We start from the raw sequence: 20,423 nt of genomic DNA on the forward strand, positions 1-20,423 counted from the left end.
CTCCGGTCCACGACAAGAAAAACCCCGGTGTCGCGAGACACCGGGGTTTTTGTTTGCGCTCTCAGCAAGACTAGAGGCGGGCGATGACCGGGCAGCCGCGATCATTTGCGAAGACCGCGCCGCTGCGGAAACCGTTGCGGAAGCCGCGCACCTTGACCGTGCGGCGGTCGGCATCGACGATGCGGGCGTTGCGGATGCCGAGGTGCCGGGCCTTCTTCAGGGCAAGACCGGGCGCGCAGACATAGCCATAGCGGTTGGCGTGGCCGACATAGACGCCGTTATTGCCGGCGATCACGACGGAGAAACTTGCACTGGCTGCCGATGCGGCAGGCGCGGTTGCTGCGAGACCGGCAGCTGCGAGAGAGACGGCGAGAACGGCGGATTTGAAAAAGGTCTTCATGGGTATTCTCCTTGGAGGCTGTCGAAAACTGTCGTTGTCTTTGTTGGCTCCCGACGGACACTCCCGATCGGTTGATTTGAGATTAGTCCTGCGAAGCTGAACCCGATCAGAAGGGTCCGTTCATCATCCGTTCAGCCAAATCCGGGCTCTCGGTCCATGCAGTCCCGCACAGACATGGCGCGTGAAAAAACAGACAAGGCGCTCGGGAAAACAGATACGGCGCTCGGGAAGACGGACACGGCGCCTGAAAAAGAAGTGACCCCGGAGCGGGCAGGCTCCGGGGTCGTCGCGGCTCCACACACATGACGTGGGGCCTCGAAGAGCGGGTGATTTTACCGAACCGCGATGACCGGGCAGCTGCGGGCATTGGCGAAGACGACGCTTACGCGGTGGCCATTCTTGTTGCCCACGACGCGAACCACGCGGCGGTTGGACTCGACGATACGGGGATATCTGATGCCCAGGTGGCGAGCCGACCGGGTAGCCTCGTTCGCGGCGCAGAAGCCGTTGAGGTTGACGCGATCAAAGCGGTAAAAGTTCTTGCGTCCCTTGTGGCCGTCGTTATGGCCGTTGTGGCCGCCGGCGTGACCACCGTTGTGGCCGCCGTTGTGACCACCGTTGTGGCCGCCGTTGTGACCGCCATTGTGGCCGCCATTGTGGCCGCCGTGGTGACCACCATTGTGACCACCATTGTGGCCGCCATTGTGGCCGCCGTGGTGACCACCATTGTGACCACCATTGTGGCCGCCATTGTGGCCGCCGTGGTGACCACCATTGTGGCCGCCATTGTGACCACCATTGTGGCCGCCGTGGTGACCACCATTGTGGCCGCCGTGGTGACCGCCGCCATGGTGACCGCCGAGGGGTCCACCAGAAATGAGGGGGCGGCCCTTGGAGGCAGCGGACGCGCTTGAAGCCGTAAAGGCCGTGGTGGTCAGGCCAGCGGCAGCAAGCGTAATGGCGAAAAATGCAGTCTTGGCGGTTTTGGCGATGATGGTCATGTTCTCTCCTTGCATGGGGCTTTACCGCCCCGGTCAATGCGCCGGTCCCGAACGGCGGTGGCTGGAGGTCCGTGCCGATCGATTGAACCGAAGATAGACAGCGCCGTCTGAACCGAACCCGACAGGTCCGTTCATTTGGCGTTCAGGAAGAGGACGACGTGTGGAAAAGGTAGCTAAAGCCTTCAGAACGCAGGGAAACCGCGTTCCCGCCATTGGTTCTTCGGGATCGGATCGCCGACTTTGATCGCGAAGGAGATGACGCGGCGGACGTCGGAATCGACCTCGCAGCGGAAGGCCAGATCGTACCAGGCTCCCCGGGCGCGGAAGGCACCATTGTCGATATCGATGACGGTGACGTTGTCGGGGAGTTCATAGGCAGGCAGGAGTTCCGGCCAATAGGCGGGCGTGCCGTTGCGGAGCTGCTCGCGCAGTTCGGTGGCGCAGAGATCGGCGCCGCGATTGGCGCGCGGCATGTTGCGCATCGCCGTAACGGCAGCCTGTGACCCCGTCGCCTCGGTGGAGAACAGCCGTTCGGCCTGCGGCAGGGTGGCATTGGGCGAAACCGAAATGCGCGGCGCATCGCCGGGCCGCGCCGAGGGCGTCGGAACATCCGCCGTCAGTTCCTCGAAGGGACTTGATATCTCGGCGGGCGCGTCCTCGACCAATCCGCCATCCTCCGACGAATTGCCGTCCAGCTGTTCGCGCGGACCCGAATCCTCCTCGCCGAACTCGAAAACGGGACGCAGTGTTTCGATCCCGCCTTGTCCTGGCGCGTCACGGGCGGGATCCTGCACGGCTTCCGCGCTCCGGTCCGCCTCTTCCGCCTGCTCGGGTTCCGGCTCCGCAGGTTGCGCCAGTTCTTCCGTCTCGACCTCTTCAGGCTCAGGTTCCGGTTCAGGCTCCGGTTCTGGCGCGGCCTCTTCCACAGCCTCCGGCTCATCGGCAGCCGGTTCTTCGGGAGCCGGTTCCTGCATTCCCGGCTCTTCTGCGGCGGGAGGCTCCTGCGCTTCGGATTGACCGGCGTCTTCCTCGACCGCCTCCTCTTCCTGCTCCGGGGCCTCTTCGGGCTCCTCGGCCTGCTGCTGCGGCTCCGACGTCTCGGGCGCGGTCTGCTCCCGGTCGGCCGTCTCCTCTTCCGGCGGCGGCACGATCTCGACATCGACCACCGGCTCGCCGGGAGCGGAATTTTCAGGGACCGGCATGGTGACGAGCAGGATCGCACCCAGCACAAGGTGCACGGCGAGAGAAGCCGGCAGTCCCCAGCGAACGAAGCGGCTGCGGCTCCCGTCCGACCGCGGCGCCCTCTCCTCCGGCGCCGGGCCGTCCGGCCTCAGGCCCGCGCCCGCATCGGCCCCGGGTTTCGCTGCGACATCAATATCTGACAGATCGGGCGCTTCGGGCACGGCAGACATCATCCGGAGGCGTTGAAACGAAAAACCCGGACAATTCTGCCCGGGTTTCTATCTTGCACATTTTCTGGCGCCATGCGCCCGGGCACCGCCGGTCAGCTGTCCAGGAACGACCGCAGCTTGCGCGAACGGCTCGGGTGCTTGAGCTTGCGGAGCGCCTTGGCCTCGATCTGGCGGATACGTTCGCGTGTCACCGAGAACTGCTGGCCGACCTCTTCGAGCGTGTGGTCGGTGTTCATGCCGATGCCGAAGCGCATGCGCAGCACGCGTTCCTCGCGCGGGGTCAGCGACGCAAGAACGCGCGTCGTGGTTTCGCGCAGATTCGCCTGGATAGCAGCATCGATCGGCAGGATGGCGTTCTTGTCCTCGATGAAGTCGCCCAGGTGCGAATCTTCCTCGTCGCCGACCGGCGTTTCGAGCGAGATCGGCTCCTTGGCGATCTTGAGCACCTTGCGCACCTTCTCGAGCGGCATGGCGAGCTTCTCCGCCAGTTCCTCCGGCGTCGGCTCGCGGCCGATTTCGTGCAGCATCTGGCGCGAGGTACGAACGATCTTGTTGATCGTCTCGATCATGTGCACCGGGATGCGGATGGTGCGGGCCTGGTCGGCGATCGAACGGGTGATCGCCTGCCGGATCCACCATGTGGCATAGGTCGAGAACTTGTAGCCGCGACGGTACTCGAACTTGTCGACCGCCTTCATCAGGCCGATATTGCCTTCCTGAATGAGGTCCAGGAACTGCAGGCCGCGATTGGTGTATTTCTTGGCGATCGAGATCACCAGACGAAGGTTGGCTTCCACCATCTCCTTCTTGGCGATACGGGCTTCGCGCTCGCCCTTCTGCACCATCTGCACGATGCGGCGGAATTCGCCGATGGCAATGCCGGTTTCCTGGGCGAGGTTCTGGATCTCGGTGCGGATCTCGCGAATGGTCGCGGTTTCCGACTTGGAGAATTCCTTCCAGCCCTTGGCCGACAGGTTGGCGATCGACTTCATCCAGTTCGGATCGAGTTCGGCGCCGTAATACTGCTGCAGGAAGTCGTCGCGCTTCACGCCATAGCTTTCGGCCAGACGCAGGAGCTTGCCTTCGTTCTGCACCAGACGCTTGTTGATGTCGTAGAGCTGTTCGACCAGGTCGTCGATACGGTTCTGATTGAGCGACAGCGACTTCACCGCCGTGATCAGCGCATCCTTGAGCTCCTTGTAGCGGCGCTCCTGCGCCGGCGACAGGGTGCCCGAAGCGGCCAGGCGGGCCTCCACCTGCTGCTCCTGCAGCTTGCGAAGCTTCTTGTAGGTATCGGCGATCAGATCGAGGGTTTCCATCACCTGCGGGCGCAGTTCCGCTTCCATTGCGGCCAGCGACAGGTTGGATTCGTCCTCGTCATCCTCATCGTCGTCGACCGAGATGCCCTCGCCGCCGACATTGGTGACGTCGTCGCCGGAGGAACGCTCGCGGCGAGCCTTTTCCTTTTCCTCGGCAGCCTTGCGGTCGGCCTCGATCTTCTCGGGGCTCTGGAACTGCGGGGCAGCCTTGGCTTCGGGGCCGGAATAGGTGGTTTCGAGGTCGATGATCTCACGCAGCAGCGTGGCGCCCTCGTTGAGTTCCTCGCGCCAGATGATGATGGCCTGGAAGGTCAGCGGGCTTTCGCACAGCCCTGCGATCATCGTCTCGCGGCCGGCCTCGATCCGCTTGGCGATCGCGATCTCGCCCTCGCGGGACAGAAGTTCGACCGAGCCCATTTCGCGCAGATACATGCGCACCGGGTCGTCGGTGCGGTCTGTCGGCTCTTTCTTCTTCGTGGTCGCGACGGCGGTACCGGAGGCGGTCGCCACCTCGTTGCCGTTGTCGTCGTCGTCATTGTCGTTGTCGGCGTTGTTCTGCTCTTCGCCGGCTTCGTCATCCTCGACGACGTTTATCCCCATGTCCGAAAGCATGGCGAGGATGTCCTCGATCTGCTCGGAGGTGACTTCCTCGGAAGGCAGGACGGAATTCAGCTCGTCCATGGTGACGTAACCTCGTTTCTTCGAGGTCTTGATCATCTTCTTGACAGCGTCATCCGAAAGGTCGAGCAACGGGCTGTCGGCACCGCCCTCGCGTTCGGTTTCGTTGTCTTCCGCTGCTTCCTTAACTTTGCTTGCCATGGGCAGTAACTTCCCGATATGTCTGGCCAGTCCGGTCGGCAGATTCTGGCGTCATTCTAGCGATTGAACGGTCAGCCCCGGCGCTGGTCCCCAGCCGCATCTCGCGGTAAACCGAATCGCTGCGATTCCTTATTGTGCCGCCTATCCCTAATTCCCTGTTAAGCCTGCCTGCAAAAACAGCCCGGCCGGCACGACGGATACCGTGCCGCGGGTCAGAGGCAGTGAAACCGGAATAGACGTAATTCCACCCGAAAGGTGATTCCCACAAAAAGACCATCCGTCAAGTTTTATCGGCCATTCGCCCCTTGATTCAGGTTGATTCGACCATTTCGGGTGCTCGCGAGCGGCTTTCGTCAGGAGAGACATGTAGGAGCGGTTTCGGCAACTGCAAGAGGTGCGTGCAAAACAGATGCCGATTCTCGCGGCGGGCCGAGCGACCCGCCGTCTTATTTCCCGCCACGCACGCGGCCGGAAAGCACACCGAAACCATCGATGATCGCTTCCTGCTGCTCAAGTCGCGTGAGCTCGCTCTGAACTTCCGAGAGCGCACGCAACAGATATGTGATCCCGTCGCCGTCGTCACCGTCGATCGCCTCTGCGATATCGCGCTCGAGCTCCATCTTCTGCCATTTCAGCGCCCGCGTTCTCAGATGCAGGGCAAGCGCCTGACGGAAGGCTTCCCGCGCATCTTCGGCTGCTGCGGCATCTGTCGCCGTCCATACCCGCGCATTGCGGATCTGGGCCTCCAGCCGCGCAATCTGCTCGGACAGGCCTTCGGCGGCAAAGGCCTCCATCAGCTTTTCCCGCTCCGGCGCCCTGCCCTCGGAGGTGAGATCGAGAAGAACGCGCCAGATACGGGTGACGATCTTGTCGTCGAATTCGAGCGATGCGAGTTCGTCGAAATCGGCAATCAGCATGGCGGGCTGATTGAAGACGGTCATCACCAGAACCGTTTCGCGCAGCGACGGCAGTTCGGACGCCCCGCGCACCACCGCGGATCGGGCGAGCTTGTCGGAAGCGCCAACGAACCGGTCGTTGGCCGCGCCCGGCCTGTTGAAGCCCGAACCGCCCTGCCCGGGACGGAAATTGCCGCCGCCCTTCTGCCGGCCGCCACCGCTTGAACGGCCGCCGAAGAAGGCATTGAGCCGCTCGCGCATAGCCTGCTGGTAATGCCGGCGCACGCTTTCATCGGCGATCAGCCCGGTGATCTGCTTGAGCCGGGCCTCGAGTTCCGCTCGTGCCTCCGGCGTTTCGTAGACACCTGCGCCCGCTTCGCGCGCCCATAGCATGTCGGCAAGCGGCCTGGCGCTTTCGACCAGCCGGTCGAAAGCCTGCCGGCCTTCCTCGCGCACAAGGTCGTCGGGGTCCTTTCCTTCCGGCAAGGTGGCGAAACGGATCGTTCGCCCCGGCCCGATCAGCGGCAGCGCAAGATCCCCTGCCCGGCTTGCAGCCCGCTGCCCCGCCTCGTCGCCGTCAAAGCAGAGAACCGGGCTGGGCGTGATCTTCCACATCAGCTTGAGCTGGTTCTCGGTCAAGGCCGTGCCGAGCGGGGCGACGGCGGTTTCGATGCCCGCCTGGTGAAGGGCGATGACGTCCATATAGCCTTCGACGGCAATCAGCGTGCCGCCCGTACCCAGCGCACGGCGGGCCCGGGCATAATTGAAGAGGACATTCGACTTGTGAAAGAGCTCGGTCTCGTTGGAATTGAGATATTTGGCGGGAACGCCGGGTGACAGGGCGCGGCCGCCGAAAGCAATCACCCTTTCGCGCGACGACAGGATCGGAAACATGATCCGGTCGCGGAAGCGATCGTAGGAAACCGCGATATCCTGTCCGTGGACGACGAGCCCGCAGGCCTCGATCTGACGCTTGTCGACGCCCTTGCCGGCCAGATGTTCCTTGAGCGCATTGCGACTGTCGGCCGAATAGCCCAGCCGAAACGTGGCGATCGTCTTCCCCGACAGACCGCGATCCCGCAGATAGGCGCGCGCCTTGGCGCCGCCGGCCGATTGCAGTCCGTTCTCGAAGAACTGCGCTGCCATCTCCATCACGTCCTCGAGGGTCGCACGCTGACGCTGGCGCTTTTCGGCTTCCGGATCCGGCGCCGGCAGCGGAACGCCGCCCATGTCCGCGATGCGTTCCACGGCTTCGGGAAAGTTCAGGCTCTCGAATTCGGTGAGAAAGCGGAAATGGTCGCCGGTCACCCCGCAACCGAAGCAGTGGTAACGGCCCTTCTTGTCTTCGCAATGGAAGCTCGGCGTGTTCTCGCCGTGAAAGGGACAGCACGCCCAATAGTCGCCGCGTGCGACATTGGTTTTCTTGCGATCCCATGTCACATGGCGGCCGATCACGTCGGAAATCGAGACGCGATCCCTGATCTCGTCGAGAAATGAGGGCGAAAACCGCAATGGCGGACCTTTCCTTTCAGAGGCTTGCGTGCGGAACGGGCATCCCTGCTCCGGCTCCGCGCGCATCTCCTCATATAGGACCTTTGCGCTCGCTCCACAAAGACGAATTTGTCACTTTCCAGCCTCATCTGCCCGGCCGCGGGGCGAATATTTAATAGCTAAAATTGCCCCATTGATCGAAATTAGCCCTTTATTCCCATCTGTTAGGAGAGAGGCTGCGGAATGTGTCCTGTGGCACCGGCATGACGCCATTTTCCGGCTCCGGCACCGCCCGGGATGAGAAAGACAAAAGTGCAACCCGGAACCAACCGAGGAGCTGCCGATGGCGTCCGCATGCCAGACAACGACATCCCCCGACAAGGCGCCCCGGAAACGGGCGCTCGCGTTGGCGGCGGCCGCCGTTCCCGTTCTCGCGCTTGCCGAACTGCCGTTGCTCGTTGTCGCGGCTCCCGCTGAATTACCCGCCTGGGCAACACTCGTTCTCGCGGGTTCGGCTCTCAGCATCGCCGGCCTCTGGTATGCCATCAATCGGGCCAGCCACCGGATTGCGCAACTCGAACAGGCCGTTGAAGCCGTCATCGAGGGACAGGAAGAAATCGACATTCCCCGCATCGGCCTTCCGCCCCTTCGCCCGCTGGCAGAACGCATCGCACGCCTGCCGGGCATGATCGCCGAGGCCCGGCTGCGCCAGCGTCGCCGCCATGAAATCAATCCGGAAACGGAGCTGCCGCGCCGCGCCTTCTTCAAGAACTGTGTGGAACAGCTGATTACAGCCCCGAGCGCTCAGGGCTGCCTTATCCACATCGACATCGCCAATCTCAAGGTTCTGTGCGAGCGTTACGGCCAGACCATCGCCGGCCCGGTCCTCTCCAGGGTTGCAATGCGGATTGCGGCGGCCACGCCGATCATGACGCTCGGCAACAACATCGCAAATCTCCGCAGCGAACAGGCCGCCCGGCTACCGGTTCTTGCACATACCGCACATACCCAGTTCGTCCTTCATGTCCCCGACTATTCGAGCATCGAGGATATCGAACGCCAGACGACACAGATCATCTCCGCCTTCACCGAGCCCGTACGCGTCGGCGACCGGCAGATCCCGGTCGAGATAGCGCTCGGCGTCGCGCGCTATCCGGATGACGGCGAGAGTTTCGAGGACATCGCCAACAAGGCCGCCCTTGCTGCCATGCGTGCGGCTTCACCGGCATTCCCAGATTGCCTGATCATCTACGATTCCGGCCTCATGCAGGACATCAAGAATCGCGACGGCCTGGAACAGGATCTCCATCAGGCCATCGCCGACCGCTCGCTGCAGATCGTCTATCAACCGAAGGTGCATAGTTCGGACTGGTCGAACGCCGGTGTCGAAGCCCTGGTACGCTGGCGCCATCCGACGCGCGGCGAAGTGAGCCCTGGCGATTTCATCCCCATTGCCGAAGCCTCCGGCCTCATCGTCGATCTTGGGATGTTCGTCATGGCGGAAGCTGCGCGCCAGTGCGCCGAGTGGTCCCGTCAGGGACGATTGATCGGCGTGTCCATCAACGTCGCTGCCGGCCAGGTCGCCCGCCCGGATTTCGCGGACAAGGTTCTCGAGATCATAGAGCTCAACGACTGTCCGCCGACGCTCGTGACCATCGAGATCACGGAGACGATGGCCCACAGCAACAACAATCGCTTTGTCGAGCAGCTTCATCGCCTGCGCGCCGCGGGCCTCAAACTCGCCATCGATGATTTCGGGATCGGATACTCGAACCTCGCCCACCTCGCCGAACTCGACTTCGACGCCTTGAAGATGGATCGGTCTCTCATCTCCAAGCTCGAGACCAGCAGCCGTACGGTCGAAGTCTGCCGGGCTATCGTCAACCTGGGCAAGGCGCTCGGCTGCAAGGTTGTCGCGGAAGGGGTGGAAACGGCAGGACAGGCGGCAGCCGCCAGCAAACTCGGCTGCGACGAAATCCAGGGTTATTACGTTTCGGCCGAACTCAATGCAGCAGATTATATCGACTGGCAGGACCGCGTGGAGGCCACCAGCCTGATACGGACGGTCCGCGACATTTTCGGCGAGGGTATCGTGCCGAAATTCGCCCATGACGAATTGGACCCCGACCGGCAGTCGGTCGAGAACATGTTGCGCATATTTTCAAAGGTAGCGGGAGACTAGCGGGCGCGGCGGCGGGAGTGCGGCACCGACACGGGAGACGCCGGGGCCGTTAGCGGTCCCGGCGCGAGAACGCCGACTACTGCAGCAGTCCCTTGACCACGCAGGATGCCTTTCCGAAATCCATCTGTCCCGGATAGCGTTCCTTGAGCGCGGACATGCACTTGCCCATGTCGCGCAGACCGTTGGAACCGGTTTCGCTGACGACGGTGGCGCAGAGTTCGCGCATCTGGTCCTCGGAGAGCTGTTCGGGCATGAACTCCTGGATGATCGCGATTTCCTCACGTTCCTGCTGAGCCAGCTCCAGACGGGCATTCTCTTCGTAGATCTTTGCCGATTCTTCGCGCTGCTTGACCATCTTGGTCAGGATTCCGAGAATCTCCTCGTCGCTGACCGGGTCCTTGCCCTGGCCGCGATTGGCGATGTCACGATCCTTCACCGCCGCCTGGATCAGGCGCAGCGTCGCCATTCTGAGGGTTTTCTTGTTCCGAATCGCTTCCTTGAGCTTTTCGGAGAACTGCTCGCGCAACATGTATTGGCTCCGGATGTTGGAGTGTGGAGGATCAGCCTTCCCGCCGATCCGATCGCGGCCCGCTTTTCCATGGCGAAACACACAAAGCTCGCTGTTTCGTCATGTCCGGCTCATTGACCGCGCATATCGCATTGATTATGTCTCGGGCCTGCAAGACGAAGTCGAACGGCTACGCCTGATGGACCGGGTTCCCCTTATCTGTCCGGGACCGCAGGTTACCCCGTTCCCGAACCCGCCAATAGATGGCATGCGTCCCCATGCAATTCAAGGCCCCTGCGAAGGTGCCCGGATTGACCAGGGGAACGCGCCCGCGCGGCAGACATGAAGGACATTCGAAATGACCGAACCCTGGAGCCGGAGCAAACCGACCGCCGTGCTGGTGCTTGCCGACGGAACCGTTATCGAGGGCACCGGTGCGGGCGCCGCCGGGGCGATCGAGGCGGAAGTCTGTTTCAACACCGCACTGACCGGATATCAGGAAATCCTCACGGATCCCTCCTATCTCGGCCAGATCGTGACATTCACCTTCCCCCACATCGGCAATATCGGCGCCAATGACGAGGATATCGAGGACCTGACCCCCGCAGCCCGCCGCGGCGCGGTCGGTGCGATCTTCAAGGCCGACATCACCAACCCGTCGAACTATCGCTCGGCCAAGCATCTCGACGAATGGCTGAAGGCACGCGGCATCATCGCCATGACCGGCATCGACACTCGCGCGCTCACCGCCTGGATCCGCGAAAACGGCATGCCGAACGCGGTGATCGCGCACGATCCCGAAGGCAATTTCGACATCGACGCCCTGAAGGATCGGGCGAAGGCCTGGAGCGGCCTCGAAGGTCTCGACCTCGCGATCGAAGCGACGTCCGGCCAGTCCTCCAGCTGGACGGAGAAGCCCTGGGTCTGGAATGAAGGCTATCACGGCAGCTCCGACGACAAGGCCCATGTGGTCGCCATCGACTTCGGCGTGAAGCGCAACATCCTGCGCCTTTTCACCGGTCTCGGCTGCAAGGTGACGGTCGTTCCGGCCAAGACGCCGGCGGAAGACATCATCGCGATGAACCCGGACGGCATCTTCCTGTCCAATGGCCCGGGCGACCCGGCCGAAACCGGCAAATACGCCGTGCCGCAGATCAGGAAACTGATCGAGACCGGTATTCCGCTCTTCGGTATCTGCCTGGGTCACCAGATCCTGGCCCTCGCGCTGGGCGGCACCACGGAAAAGATGCACCAGGGCCATCACGGCGCCAATCACCCGGTCAAGGATCACACCACCGGCAAGGTCGAGATCGTGTCGATGAACCACGGCTTCGCGGTTGCCGGCAAGAGCCTGCCGGCGGGTGTCGAGGAAACCCATGTGTCACTCTTCGACGGCACCAATTGCGGCCTGCGCCTCGTCGGAAAGCCGGTCTTCTCCGTCCAGCACCACCCGGAGGCATCCCCCGGGCCGCAGGACAGCCACTACCTGTTCAAGCGCTTCATGAACATGGTCAATGAGCACAGGGGCGAGGCAGTCCTGCCCGAGCGGTAAACCGGTCGGGCTGCAATCGAATTTAAGACTGTTGCAACCGGAATGAAGTGTGGCAGAATGCTCTCGCCCTAAGAGGGAGGGAGCGATGACACTCTTACAGCGCTTCGGATGGGGGATCGTTGCCGGGTTCGCGATCGTCTGCGTCAAGTTCCTGGGCCCGGACGCAGAATATGTCCAACAGATCATCTCCGACCTGAATATCGGTCACGTGACGTTCTACGTCATATTTTCGCTCGTTACGGTGTTCCTGGGAGGCATTTCAGGTCTCTTCTCCCAGGACAGGGAACCGCTGCGCATTCTGGTTTTCTGTGCGGCTTTCCCGGCAACGGTATCCGCCGCACTTCCGGGGTCGGGAAAACCTCCGGTCTCGAAAACCGAAAACGGCAGCGCGGCAGACCTGGCCGGACGGACGGAGTTCCCGCTTAGCCTCATTGTTACGAGCGCCTTGGCAGAAGACGCGACAGACGGCGTCTGCAACGAGGGCGGCTTCACCGCTCAGTTCACCCAGGCAGCCAGGGAGTATTTCTCCGGCCCGGTCGTTCAGGACACCTACAGCGTGATCGTCGGCTCGGCAACCGAACTGGCCGAAGCCCAACGGCTCGCCGACGAGTTCGCACGCCGCTCCGAAGGCCTGTCGGTGACGGTCGGCTGCAGAAGGCCGGGAAATCCATACTATCCGATCGTCGTGGGCGAAGTCTCGGATCTGGAAACCGCAGCGGAGATCAAGGGCCGGGTGATCGGCGAGGGATGGGCCAGGGAAGATAGCTATTTGTCGGACTATCCCTTCCGCAAGCCGATCTACCAGGCAGAATAAGGAAGCGGCGGCGACCGCAGCCGAGCCTCGATAGCCAACGGCGGATATTTCCTTTTCCGTTTCGTCCTCTATGCTTCCCTATATGGGAGCGATCGATCTGAAGGACATCATAACCGAGTGGCGCCAGGCCGGGTTCTCGATCTGGCAATATCTCTCCCAGCCCTGGACGCTGTATCAGCTTCTCATCATCTTCGGCTGCTTTCTGATCGGCTGGCTGTTGTCGCGCAAGATCGAGCCTGCGCTCGAGGAACGGGCCAGGCAGATCAAGGGAAATCCCGGGCTGCTGCGCGTCATCATCGCCTTCATGAGGCGGACCGAGTGGGTGCTGTTCATTCTTTTCGTCGGCTTTGCCCGCGAGGTCCTGCTCAGGGCCACCTGGCCGAGCCGAACCTATCTTCTTTCACTGGCACTGGTGCTGGCGGTCACCTGGCTTGCGGCCTCCGTGCTGACCCGCATCGTGCGAAATCGTTTCCTTGCGAAGTTCATTTCCGTATGCCTGTTCGTCTACGTCGCCTCCGGCGTCCTGGGAATCCGCGACGAACTCCAGTCGACGCTTGACGATCTCGCCATTAATCTCGGGGAGTTCCGGCTTTCGGTGCTCTTTGTCCTCAAGGCGATCGTGCTTCTGGTGCTTCTGCTCTGGGCGGCGCATCTTGCCGGACGGTTCGTCGAAAGCAGGCTGTCGAACTCGACGGATCTCTCGCCCTCCTTCAAGGCGCTCGCCGGAAAAGTGGTCAATATCACGCTGGCCGTGGCTGCCGGGCTCATCGCCCTCAATCTCGTCGGCGTCGACCTGACCACGCTCACAGTCCTCTCCGGTGCGATCGGCGTGGGGCTCGGCTTCGGGCTTCAGAAGGTCGTCTCGAACTTCATCTCCGGCGTCATCATCCTGGCCGACCGGTCGATCAAGCCGGGTGACACGATCACGCTCGGCGATACATTCGGCTGGATCAGGGAATTGCGGGCGCGTTTCGTCTCCGTGATCACCCGCGACGGCCGTGAATATCTGATCCCGAACGAGGACTTCATCACGCAGCAGGTGGTCAACTGGTCGTTTTCGGACAAGAACATCCGCCTGGATGTCGATTTCGGCGTCTCCTACGACAGCGATCCGCACGAGGTGATGCGCATCGCCATCGAAGCCACCGCTGCGGTCGACCGCGTGCTCACGACACCCAAACCCGTGTGCTGGATGACCGCCTTCGGCGCTTCGTCGCTGGACTTCAAGCTCAGGTTCTGGATTCAGGACCCACAGGCAGGGCTCACGAACATTCGTGGCAAGGTGCTGCTTGCGCTCTGGGATGCCTTCAGGGAGGCAGGCATCAACATTCCCTTCCCGCATCGCGAGGTGCTCATGCGCACCCCCGTCGAGATCGTCCGGAAGACGCCCGACAGCGACAGCGACCAGGCGAAGATCAAGTAAACGACAGGCGCTTCGTCAGAAGATAGTAGCGACCGTTGAGAAGGATCGCCGCGCCCCCGAGGCCGATGGCGAGCCCCATCCAGATGCCCACTCCGTTCCATCCCGCGACGAAGCCGAGCAGATAAGCCGTGGGCACTCCGAAGAACCAGTAGCTGATGATCGCCATGATCATCGGCGTACGGGTATCCTTCAAACCGCGCAGAAGCGCCACGCCGGTAACCTGGAGGCCATCGACGAACTGAAAACACGCGCCGACGAACAACAGCGGCACGGCAGTGGCGAGAACCAGCGACGCATGGGCCTTGGCGTTGCTCTTGTCGAGGAACAGGCTGACGAGCGTTTCGGGCGCGAGGAAGATGATGAGTGCGGCGCCGGCTGCAATGAGCGCCGAAAGCGTCAGCGAAGCAATCGCGGCCCGCCGCATCCCCTCGCCGTCCCGCCGCGCATAGGCTTGGCCGACGCGCACGGTGGCAGCCGTCGACAGGCCGAGCGGGATCATGAAGGACAGGGATATGATCTGCAGCGCGATGCCGTGGGCGGCAAGCGGCACGATCCCGAGCCAGCCGAACATCAGGGACGCCGCCGCGAACAGGCCGACTTCGGCGATGATGGTAAGGGCGATGGGGAAGCCCAAACGGAGGATATCGAAGAAATCCGGCCAGTCCGGCCGCCAGAACCCGCGAAACAGAGCGTAGTCCGAGAACACCTGCCGGCTCAGGACCCAGCCCAGCATGACCAGAAAGATGGCCGTGGCCGAGATCAGCGAGGCGACGGCCGCGCCCTGGAGCCCCATTTCCGGCGCGCCGAGATTGCCGAAGATGAAGGCGTAGTTGAGAAGCCCGTTCGAGAGGGTACCCGCTAGCGTCGCCCAGAGAATGATCTGCGTGCGCGACACGGCCGACAGGAAGGATCGCAGCGCAAGCGTGCCGAGTGCGGGAAACATGCCCCACTGGGCAATGTGCATGTAGGATCCGGTCATCCGAGCGATGGCCGGATTCTGACCGAGAAAGACGAGAATCGATTCGATGTTCCACAACAGCGGCATGACGACGGCGGCATAGATCGCAACAATCCACAGCCCCATGCGGACAGAGCGACGCACGTGACGGGTGTCGCCGCAGCCTTCCGCCTGCGATGCGATGGGCACCACCGCATGGGCAAAGCCACCGCCAAACATGAAGGGGAGAAAGAAAGCCTGGGTGGCAAGCACGCCGGCTGCCAGTTCCTCGGTACCGTACCAGCCCAGCATGACGACGTCTGTCGTGTTGATGAGCATCTGCGCCAATTGCGCTCCGACAAGCGGCAGCCCGAGGACAAGAGTCGCACGGAAATGCCCCAGCCATGTCATCGGTGCGATCATCGCGCGGTCGGATTGGAATGTCGGTTCGCTCGTCATCATCTCACCCGGAAAGCCGAGGCGCTCACCCCGTCATGAGGTCAAGCGCCATCTTGCCTGACTAGCCGACGCTGAACGCCAAGACCACCCGGCAGGCTGATCGGTCAGGCAGAATCATGTGGTTATTGGATGCTTGACAAGAATAAGCTTAAATGAAAATTAAACCGGCAGTTGGCACTCCGAGGAGTCGGCACAACTGCACGTGAAAACGAATCCGACCACGAAAGAAGAATGACAATGCGCCTTCACCATGTGGCTGCAGCAGCCCTCCTCGCGCTCTGCGCCAATCCGGCCAGCGCCGCAGACATCGACACCGCGCCGATCGCCAGTTCCGGCTGGTCCGGCCTTTTCGTCGGCCTGCATGCCGGCCATAGCTGGGGCATCGGACCTGACAGCGACATCATCAACGGCATGGAGACCGACGGCTTCTCCGGCGGTGCACTGGCAGGGTACAATTTCCAGTTCGACAGGATCGTGTTCGGCGTCGAGGCAGACATCTCCGAAGGCGACATGGAACAGGAGCCGCAGAATTTTGTCGGCGGCCTTCAGAGTGCCGAAATCAACTATACCGCGAGCCTGCGTGGCCGCCTCGGATACGACATGGGCAACTGGATGCCTTTCGTGACCGCCGGCCTGGCAATTGCCGATGTCGAGTTTACAGACGACTTATTCGGGTTCGTGAACAGTGATCGCCAGATGTTCACCGGTTACGTGCTTGGTGGTGGCGCCGAGTTCAAGCTCGACAGCCTGTTGCCGACCGGAACCGACGGCAAGCTGCTTGGTCGGGTCGAGTATCTGTACGCCGACTATGGCGATGAGGTTTTCAACGTGAGCGTCAACCCCGCTCCCGCCGACCTTGAAACCCACACTGTGCGCGCGGCGCTGATCTGGCGCTTCAACTAAACGGATTGACCGGCCAATACGGGGCCCGGCCTTGCCGGCCGGGCTTCCGCTTTCACCGCACTGAACCGGATAAGCAGAATGAAAACTCCACTTCAGCATGTGGCTGCAGCAGCCCTCCTCGCGCTCTGCGCCAATGCGGCCAGCGCCGCAGACATCGACACCGCGCCGATCGCCAGTTCCGGCTGGTCCGGCCTTTTCGTCGGCCTGCATGCCGGCCATAGCTGGGGCATCGGACCTGACAGCGACGAGTTCATCGACAAGATGGACACCGACGGCTTCTCCGGCGGCGCCCTCGTGGGGTACAATTTTCAGTTCGACCGGGTCGTGTTCGGCTTCGAGGCGGACGTCTCCGGCGGAGACATGCGGCAGGAGCCTCTCGAGTTTCTCGACGATGGCAGCGTGCAGAGTGCCGAAATCGACTATACGGCAAGCCTGCGCGGCCGCCTCGGCTACGACATGGGCGACTGGATGCCCTTCGTGACCGCCGGTCTGGGAATTGCCGACGTCAAGTTTAAGGACGATTTTTTCGGTTTCGTGAACAATGATCGCCAGACGTTCATCGGTTACGTGCTCGGTGGCGGCGCCGAGTTCAAGCTCGACAGCCTCTTGTCAACCGGAACCGACGGGAAGCTGCTTGGTCGGGTCGAGTATCTGTATACCGACTACGACGATGAGGTTTTCGACATTCCCTTCGACCTGGGTCCCTCCGACCTCGAAACCCACACTGTGCGCGCGGCGCTGATCTGGCGTTTCAACTAGTCGAGCCGGTCGAGTTCACCGCGGCCCGGCATCCCGGGCCGCCGCTTCCCCTTTTGGCGTCAGCCGATAGATCCCCCGCTCCACCTTTTCGAACCAGCCATAATGGTCGTCGGCCATGATGACCCGTGCTCTCGCGACCTTCGTCGCGACGGCCACATGCGCAGCCTTGCCGGGCCCCGTTTCGAGAAGATGGAGGGCGACCCGTGTCGCATCCTGCCGGTAGGCTGTGATGATGGTGGTGCGATTGGTGCCGCCGAGATTGGGATCGCCCTCGCGGCGCGCGAATTCCCTCAGCATACGCCCGGTACGGGCCTTCGATTTTCGCGGCGCATAGGGCCCGGGATCGACATGGATCTCGGCGAAACCGTCCTCCATCCGTACGGTGATCAGGCCCAGCCCCAGCCTTCGGCATAGCTTGGTATTGGATTTCAGCGCGGACAGGAATGGCCGCCCCTTGCCGCGCGGCACCGCGACATAGACCGCATCGGTGATCGACAGGCGCTCGATTGCCTGATGGAACAGCGACAGCGAGAACGCAGCCTTCAATTCCACGATCAAAGGCGGCTCTTCGCCACGCACGGCAAACACATCGGCCGCGCCGATCTCGGATTTCACGTCATAGCCCTGCCCTTCGAGCAGCGCCTTGACCGGGCCGTAAAGCTCGGTTTCCTTCGGTCTGGCAGTCCCCGTCACGATCTCGACAAAGCCCTCAAACCGGATTGTTGAACGTGTCGCAGGCACTGAGCCGGCCGGAATCATAGCCCTTCCTGAACCAGTTCATGCGCTGCGCCGACGTCCCGTGATTGAAGGAATCGGGCACGACGTAACCCTGGGTGCGCTTCTGCAGCGTGTCGTCGCCGATCTGACGGGCCGCATTCAGCGCCTCCTCTAGGTCTCCGGCTTCAAGCAGGCCCTTCTGCTCAGTGAAATGCGCCCAAATCCCCGCAAAGCAGTCCGCTTGCAGTTCGACCCGCACGGACATCTGGTTGGCCTCGACCTCGCTCATCTGCTGGCGCATCCGGTTGAACTCGGGCAGCACGCCGATGATGTTCTGGACGTGGTGGCCGACTTCGTGGGCCAGCACATAGGCCTGCGCGAAATCACCCGAGGCGCCGAAGCGTTGGGCGAGCTCGTCATAGAAGTCGAGATCGATGTAGACCTTCTCGTCGCCCGGACAGTAGAAGGGTCCGGTGGCCGAACTCGCCGACCCGCAGGCCGAGCGAACGGCGCCGGAGAACAGAACCAGCGTCGGCTCGGGGTAAGTCTTGCCCTGGCTCTGCATGATGCCGTTCCAGACGTCCTCCGTCTCGGCGAGAACGGTGGAAACGAATTGCTTCATCTCGTCATTGCGCTCGGCCGTGACCTGGCCCGAGCCACCCGGGGCGACCATGGAGCCTCCCCCGCCGCCCAGAAGCACGAGCGGATTGATGCCGAGGAACCAGAGAACGATGCCGGCGATGATCAGGAAGAGGATGCTTCCTCCGCCGCCGCGACCGACACGAATACCGCGTGAGGGAAGCCGCATGCCGCCTCGTCCGAAGGGGCTGCCTCCCCGAGACCCGCGGCGATCCTCCACATTGCGGCTTTGCCGCCGGCCTCTCCATTCCATCGCATCCGCTCCGCATGCTGATCCTGTTTTGCCGGCACCTTACCCGCGGGACAGGAAACCGTCAGCAAGAAGATTGGGCGACCGGCGGGGAAATCAAGCTGCGGTCGGGCCCGGCACCGCGCGCGGACTGCGTTCGCCGAGCACCATGAGAAGCGGGACTGCCGCGATGATGCAGGCCGCCGGACCGAGGGCAAAGGGAGGCGCAAGTTCCAGCACCCGCCCGCCGATGAAGGTCCCGGCGGCGATGCCGAGATAGATCGCGGAGGCATGAAGCGCCAGCGACAGGTGCGCCGCGCCCGGCGCCTGGGCGACAAGCCGGCTGATCTGCGCGGGCGGATAGACCCAGCCGACGAAGGCCCACAGGAAAAGGGTGATCATCAGCACCGGTCCGGCGATCGCGGACGGCAGCCAGAGAAGGATTGCCGCAAGCAACAATGAGCATACCACGCTGGTCAGGAGCGACGCGATCACCATGCGCCGCGCGCCGATCCGGTCCGTAAGCCGGCCACTGCAATAGTTCCCGAGGATCGCTCCGATGCCGTAGACGACGAGAACGACCGGCAGCATGTCGGGCGCCATGCCCGCCCCCTCGGTCACGATGGGGCCGAGATAGCCGACCACCAGGAAGGCGGAAGCCATGAAGATGAACGTCATCAGGATCAGCCGCGCCACACCGGGTTCGCGTACGACGGACAATCGTTCCGACAGGCTGAGCCGCGCACCTGGCAGATTGCGCGGCAACAGTGAGAGAAGCGCTATCAGGCAGATGAAGGCGACCGCCCCCACCGCGCCGAACCCTGCACGCCAGCCGGCATAGTGGGCGAGGAAGGAGCCGAGCGGAGCCCCCAGGGCCACGGCGAAAGTCGTGCCGCTCACCACCATCGAGATGGCCTTGGCGCGCTGGGCGGGCTCGGACAGGGTCACCGCGATCCCCTGCCCGGTTGCCGCGAACAGGCCTGCCGCCATGCCGGTGATCACCTGCGCCAGCACGAGTATCCCGATGGACTGGCTGAAGGCCGTCAGCATCATGCCCCCGACGAATGCCGCCAGTGCACCCCCCACCACGTAGCGACGGTCGAACCGGCCCGTCACCGCGGCGAGAACAGGCGTGAAGAGCGCATAGGACATGGAATAGGCCGTCACCAGATAACCGGCCTGGGCGACGCTCACACCGATATCGTCCGCGATCAGCGGAAGGAGCCCTGAAAACAGAAATGCGACGGTGCTGACGGCAAACGCGCCGAGCCCGAGAAGATAGATGCGACGGTCCAAGGCGAGATCCTTAAAGTTCAAAAAACTTTTAACAATGTAGGTCGGACCAAGTGAATGGTCAATGAGGCCGCAGGGCCAATTTTGCAACGCAGCAATCACGAAGGGCGTTTCATTCCGGCGATAGGCTAGATTTGAGGGGAACGCTCCGTTCACGCCGTTAGAGCTTGAAACATGGGAAAAGCAACGTACATTCAGGCCATGACATATCATCCGTCCGCTGAAGAGATCGATCTCGCCGCCGTCATGGCGACGCTTGGCGATTCCACACGCCTTGCCATCCTCGGTCATCTCGACCGACAGGACGGCAGACCGCTGATGTGTTCCGATTTCACCGCGCTCGCGTCGAAATCGAACCTGACCTACCATTTGGGCCGCATGCGCGAATCCGGCATTATCCGCCTGGAGAAAAGCGGCACCTGCAAGATGATCACCATCCGCCGCGACGATCTCGACGCCCGTTTCCCGGGCTTTCTCGACAGCGTGCTGAAGGCAGCGGAAAATATGGACCTCCCCGCGCTCGAGTGCGAGGACGAGGACGAAACCGTCGAGGCCTGAGCTTCAACCGCCTGTCTCTGTTGATACATTGCCACAGTGTCATTTACGGGGTTCCATCTGATCGATCTCTCCCCTATAAGGCCCGCCTAGCCTGACATTTTTCCCGGCCGCC

At 62.4% G+C, this 20,423-nt stretch carries 17 protein-coding genes; 8 read left to right on the forward strand and 9 right to left on the reverse strand.

The window, feature by feature from the left end; translation table 11 throughout:
- Nucleotides 1-70: 70 nt before the first annotated feature.
- Complete coding sequence (locus E2A64_RS16730; protein WP_133285659.1) at nucleotides 71-400, reverse strand: hypothetical protein; 330 nt, start codon at nucleotides 398-400, stop codon at nucleotides 71-73.
- Between the two features lie 302 nt (nucleotides 401-702).
- Between E2A64_RS16730 and E2A64_RS16735 the strand changes: the two genes are divergently transcribed.
- The gene (locus E2A64_RS16735; protein ID WP_133285660.1) at nucleotides 703-1,314 is read left to right on the forward strand and encodes a hypothetical protein; all 612 of its coding nucleotides are present in this window, start codon (nucleotides 703-705) and stop codon (nucleotides 1,312-1,314) included.
- A 269-nt stretch (nucleotides 1,315-1,583) separates the two neighbouring features.
- Here E2A64_RS16735 and E2A64_RS16740 read toward each other — a convergent pair whose 3' ends face one another.
- The 3 genes from E2A64_RS16740 to dnaG all read right to left on the reverse strand — a co-directional run bounded on the left by E2A64_RS16740 (nucleotide 1,584) and on the right by dnaG (nucleotide 7,359).
- Nucleotides 1,584-2,804 carry a DUF930 domain-containing protein gene (locus E2A64_RS16740; protein WP_133285661.1) on the reverse strand — a complete coding sequence of 407 codons (1,221 nt, stop codon included), beginning with the start codon at nucleotides 2,802-2,804 and terminating at the stop codon, nucleotides 1,584-1,586.
- A 101-nt stretch (nucleotides 2,805-2,905) separates the two neighbouring features.
- A complete protein-coding gene (gene rpoD, locus E2A64_RS16745; RefSeq protein WP_133285662.1) occupies nucleotides 2,906-4,951 on the reverse strand; it encodes an RNA polymerase sigma factor RpoD in 2,046 nt (681 codons plus the stop codon).
- 446 nt (nucleotides 4,952-5,397) lie between these two features.
- Nucleotides 5,398-7,359, reverse strand: coding sequence for a DNA primase (dnaG, locus tag E2A64_RS16750; RefSeq protein WP_133285663.1), 1,962 nt, complete (start codon nucleotides 7,357-7,359; stop codon nucleotides 5,398-5,400).
- 322 nt (nucleotides 7,360-7,681) lie between these two features.
- Between dnaG and E2A64_RS16755 the strand changes: the two genes are divergently transcribed.
- Nucleotides 7,682-9,520 carry a putative bifunctional diguanylate cyclase/phosphodiesterase gene (locus tag E2A64_RS16755; protein WP_133285664.1) on the forward strand — a complete coding sequence of 613 codons (1,839 nt, stop codon included), beginning with the start codon at nucleotides 7,682-7,684 and terminating at the stop codon, nucleotides 9,518-9,520.
- A 76-nt stretch (nucleotides 9,521-9,596) separates the two neighbouring features.
- On the opposite strand, the gene E2A64_RS16760 is transcribed toward E2A64_RS16755, so the two are convergent.
- Nucleotides 9,597-10,046, reverse strand: a complete 450-nt coding sequence (locus E2A64_RS16760) for a GatB/YqeY domain-containing protein (RefSeq protein ID WP_244598365.1) — start codon at nucleotides 10,044-10,046, stop codon at nucleotides 9,597-9,599.
- Nucleotides 10,047-10,386: 340 nt separating this feature from the next.
- On the opposite strand from E2A64_RS16760, the gene carA reads away from it, so the two are divergent.
- The 3 genes from carA to E2A64_RS16775 all read left to right on the forward strand — a co-directional run bounded on the left by carA (nucleotide 10,387) and on the right by E2A64_RS16775 (nucleotide 13,817).
- Nucleotides 10,387-11,580, forward strand: a complete 1,194-nt coding sequence (gene carA / locus E2A64_RS16765; RefSeq protein WP_133285666.1) for a glutamine-hydrolyzing carbamoyl-phosphate synthase small subunit — start codon at nucleotides 10,387-10,389, stop codon at nucleotides 11,578-11,580.
- Nucleotides 11,581-11,665: 85 nt separating this feature from the next.
- Complete coding sequence (locus tag E2A64_RS16770; protein ID WP_133285667.1) at nucleotides 11,666-12,394, forward strand: SPOR domain-containing protein; 729 nt, start codon at nucleotides 11,666-11,668, stop codon at nucleotides 12,392-12,394.
- Between the two features lie 82 nt (nucleotides 12,395-12,476).
- On the forward strand, nucleotides 12,477-13,817 hold the full coding sequence (locus E2A64_RS16775) for a mechanosensitive ion channel family protein (RefSeq protein WP_133285668.1): 1,341 nt from the start codon (nucleotides 12,477-12,479) through the stop codon (nucleotides 13,815-13,817).
- On the opposite strand, the gene E2A64_RS16780 is transcribed toward E2A64_RS16775, so the two are convergent.
- A complete protein-coding gene (locus tag E2A64_RS16780) occupies nucleotides 13,810-15,216 on the reverse strand; it encodes an MATE family efflux transporter (protein ID WP_428977498.1) in 1,407 nt (468 codons plus the stop codon). The two genes, E2A64_RS16775 and E2A64_RS16780, sit on opposite strands and share 8 nt — an antisense overlap.
- 228 nt (nucleotides 15,217-15,444) lie before the next feature.
- On the opposite strand from E2A64_RS16780, the gene E2A64_RS16785 reads away from it, so the two are divergent.
- Nucleotides 15,445-16,116: an outer membrane protein gene (locus E2A64_RS16785; RefSeq protein ID WP_133285669.1), complete on the forward strand. Its 672-nt coding sequence runs from the start codon at nucleotides 15,445-15,447 to the stop codon at nucleotides 16,114-16,116.
- Between the two features lie 78 nt (nucleotides 16,117-16,194).
- Entirely contained in the window at nucleotides 16,195-16,875 is a 681-nt protein-coding gene (locus tag E2A64_RS16790) for an outer membrane protein (RefSeq protein WP_133285670.1), read from the forward strand.
- Between the two features lie 15 nt (nucleotides 16,876-16,890).
- Here E2A64_RS16790 and E2A64_RS16795 read toward each other — a convergent pair whose 3' ends face one another.
- The 3 genes from E2A64_RS16795 to E2A64_RS16805 form a co-directional block, all read right to left on the reverse strand.
- Entirely contained in the window at nucleotides 16,891-17,568 is a 678-nt protein-coding gene (locus tag E2A64_RS16795; RefSeq protein ID WP_244598345.1) for a DUF2161 domain-containing phosphodiesterase, read from the reverse strand.
- A 16-nt stretch (nucleotides 17,569-17,584) separates the two neighbouring features.
- Nucleotides 17,585-18,484 carry a KPN_02809 family neutral zinc metallopeptidase gene (ypfJ, locus tag E2A64_RS16800; RefSeq protein ID WP_133285672.1) on the reverse strand — a complete coding sequence of 300 codons (900 nt, stop codon included), beginning with the start codon at nucleotides 18,482-18,484 and terminating at the stop codon, nucleotides 17,585-17,587.
- Nucleotides 18,485-18,577: 93 nt separating this feature from the next.
- Nucleotides 18,578-19,756, reverse strand: a complete 1,179-nt coding sequence (locus E2A64_RS16805; protein ID WP_133285673.1) for an MFS transporter — start codon at nucleotides 19,754-19,756, stop codon at nucleotides 18,578-18,580.
- Between the two features lie 171 nt (nucleotides 19,757-19,927).
- On the opposite strand from E2A64_RS16805, the gene E2A64_RS16810 reads away from it, so the two are divergent.
- The gene (locus E2A64_RS16810) at nucleotides 19,928-20,311 is read left to right on the forward strand and encodes an ArsR/SmtB family transcription factor (RefSeq protein WP_428977499.1); all 384 of its coding nucleotides are present in this window, start codon (nucleotides 19,928-19,930) and stop codon (nucleotides 20,309-20,311) included.
- Nucleotides 20,312-20,423: the final 112 nt, after the last annotated feature.

Origin of the sequence: Pseudohoeflea suaedae (genome assembly GCF_004354915.1) — a bacterium.
Taxonomy (GTDB): domain Bacteria; phylum Pseudomonadota; class Alphaproteobacteria; order Rhizobiales; family Rhizobiaceae; genus Pseudohoeflea; species Pseudohoeflea suaedae.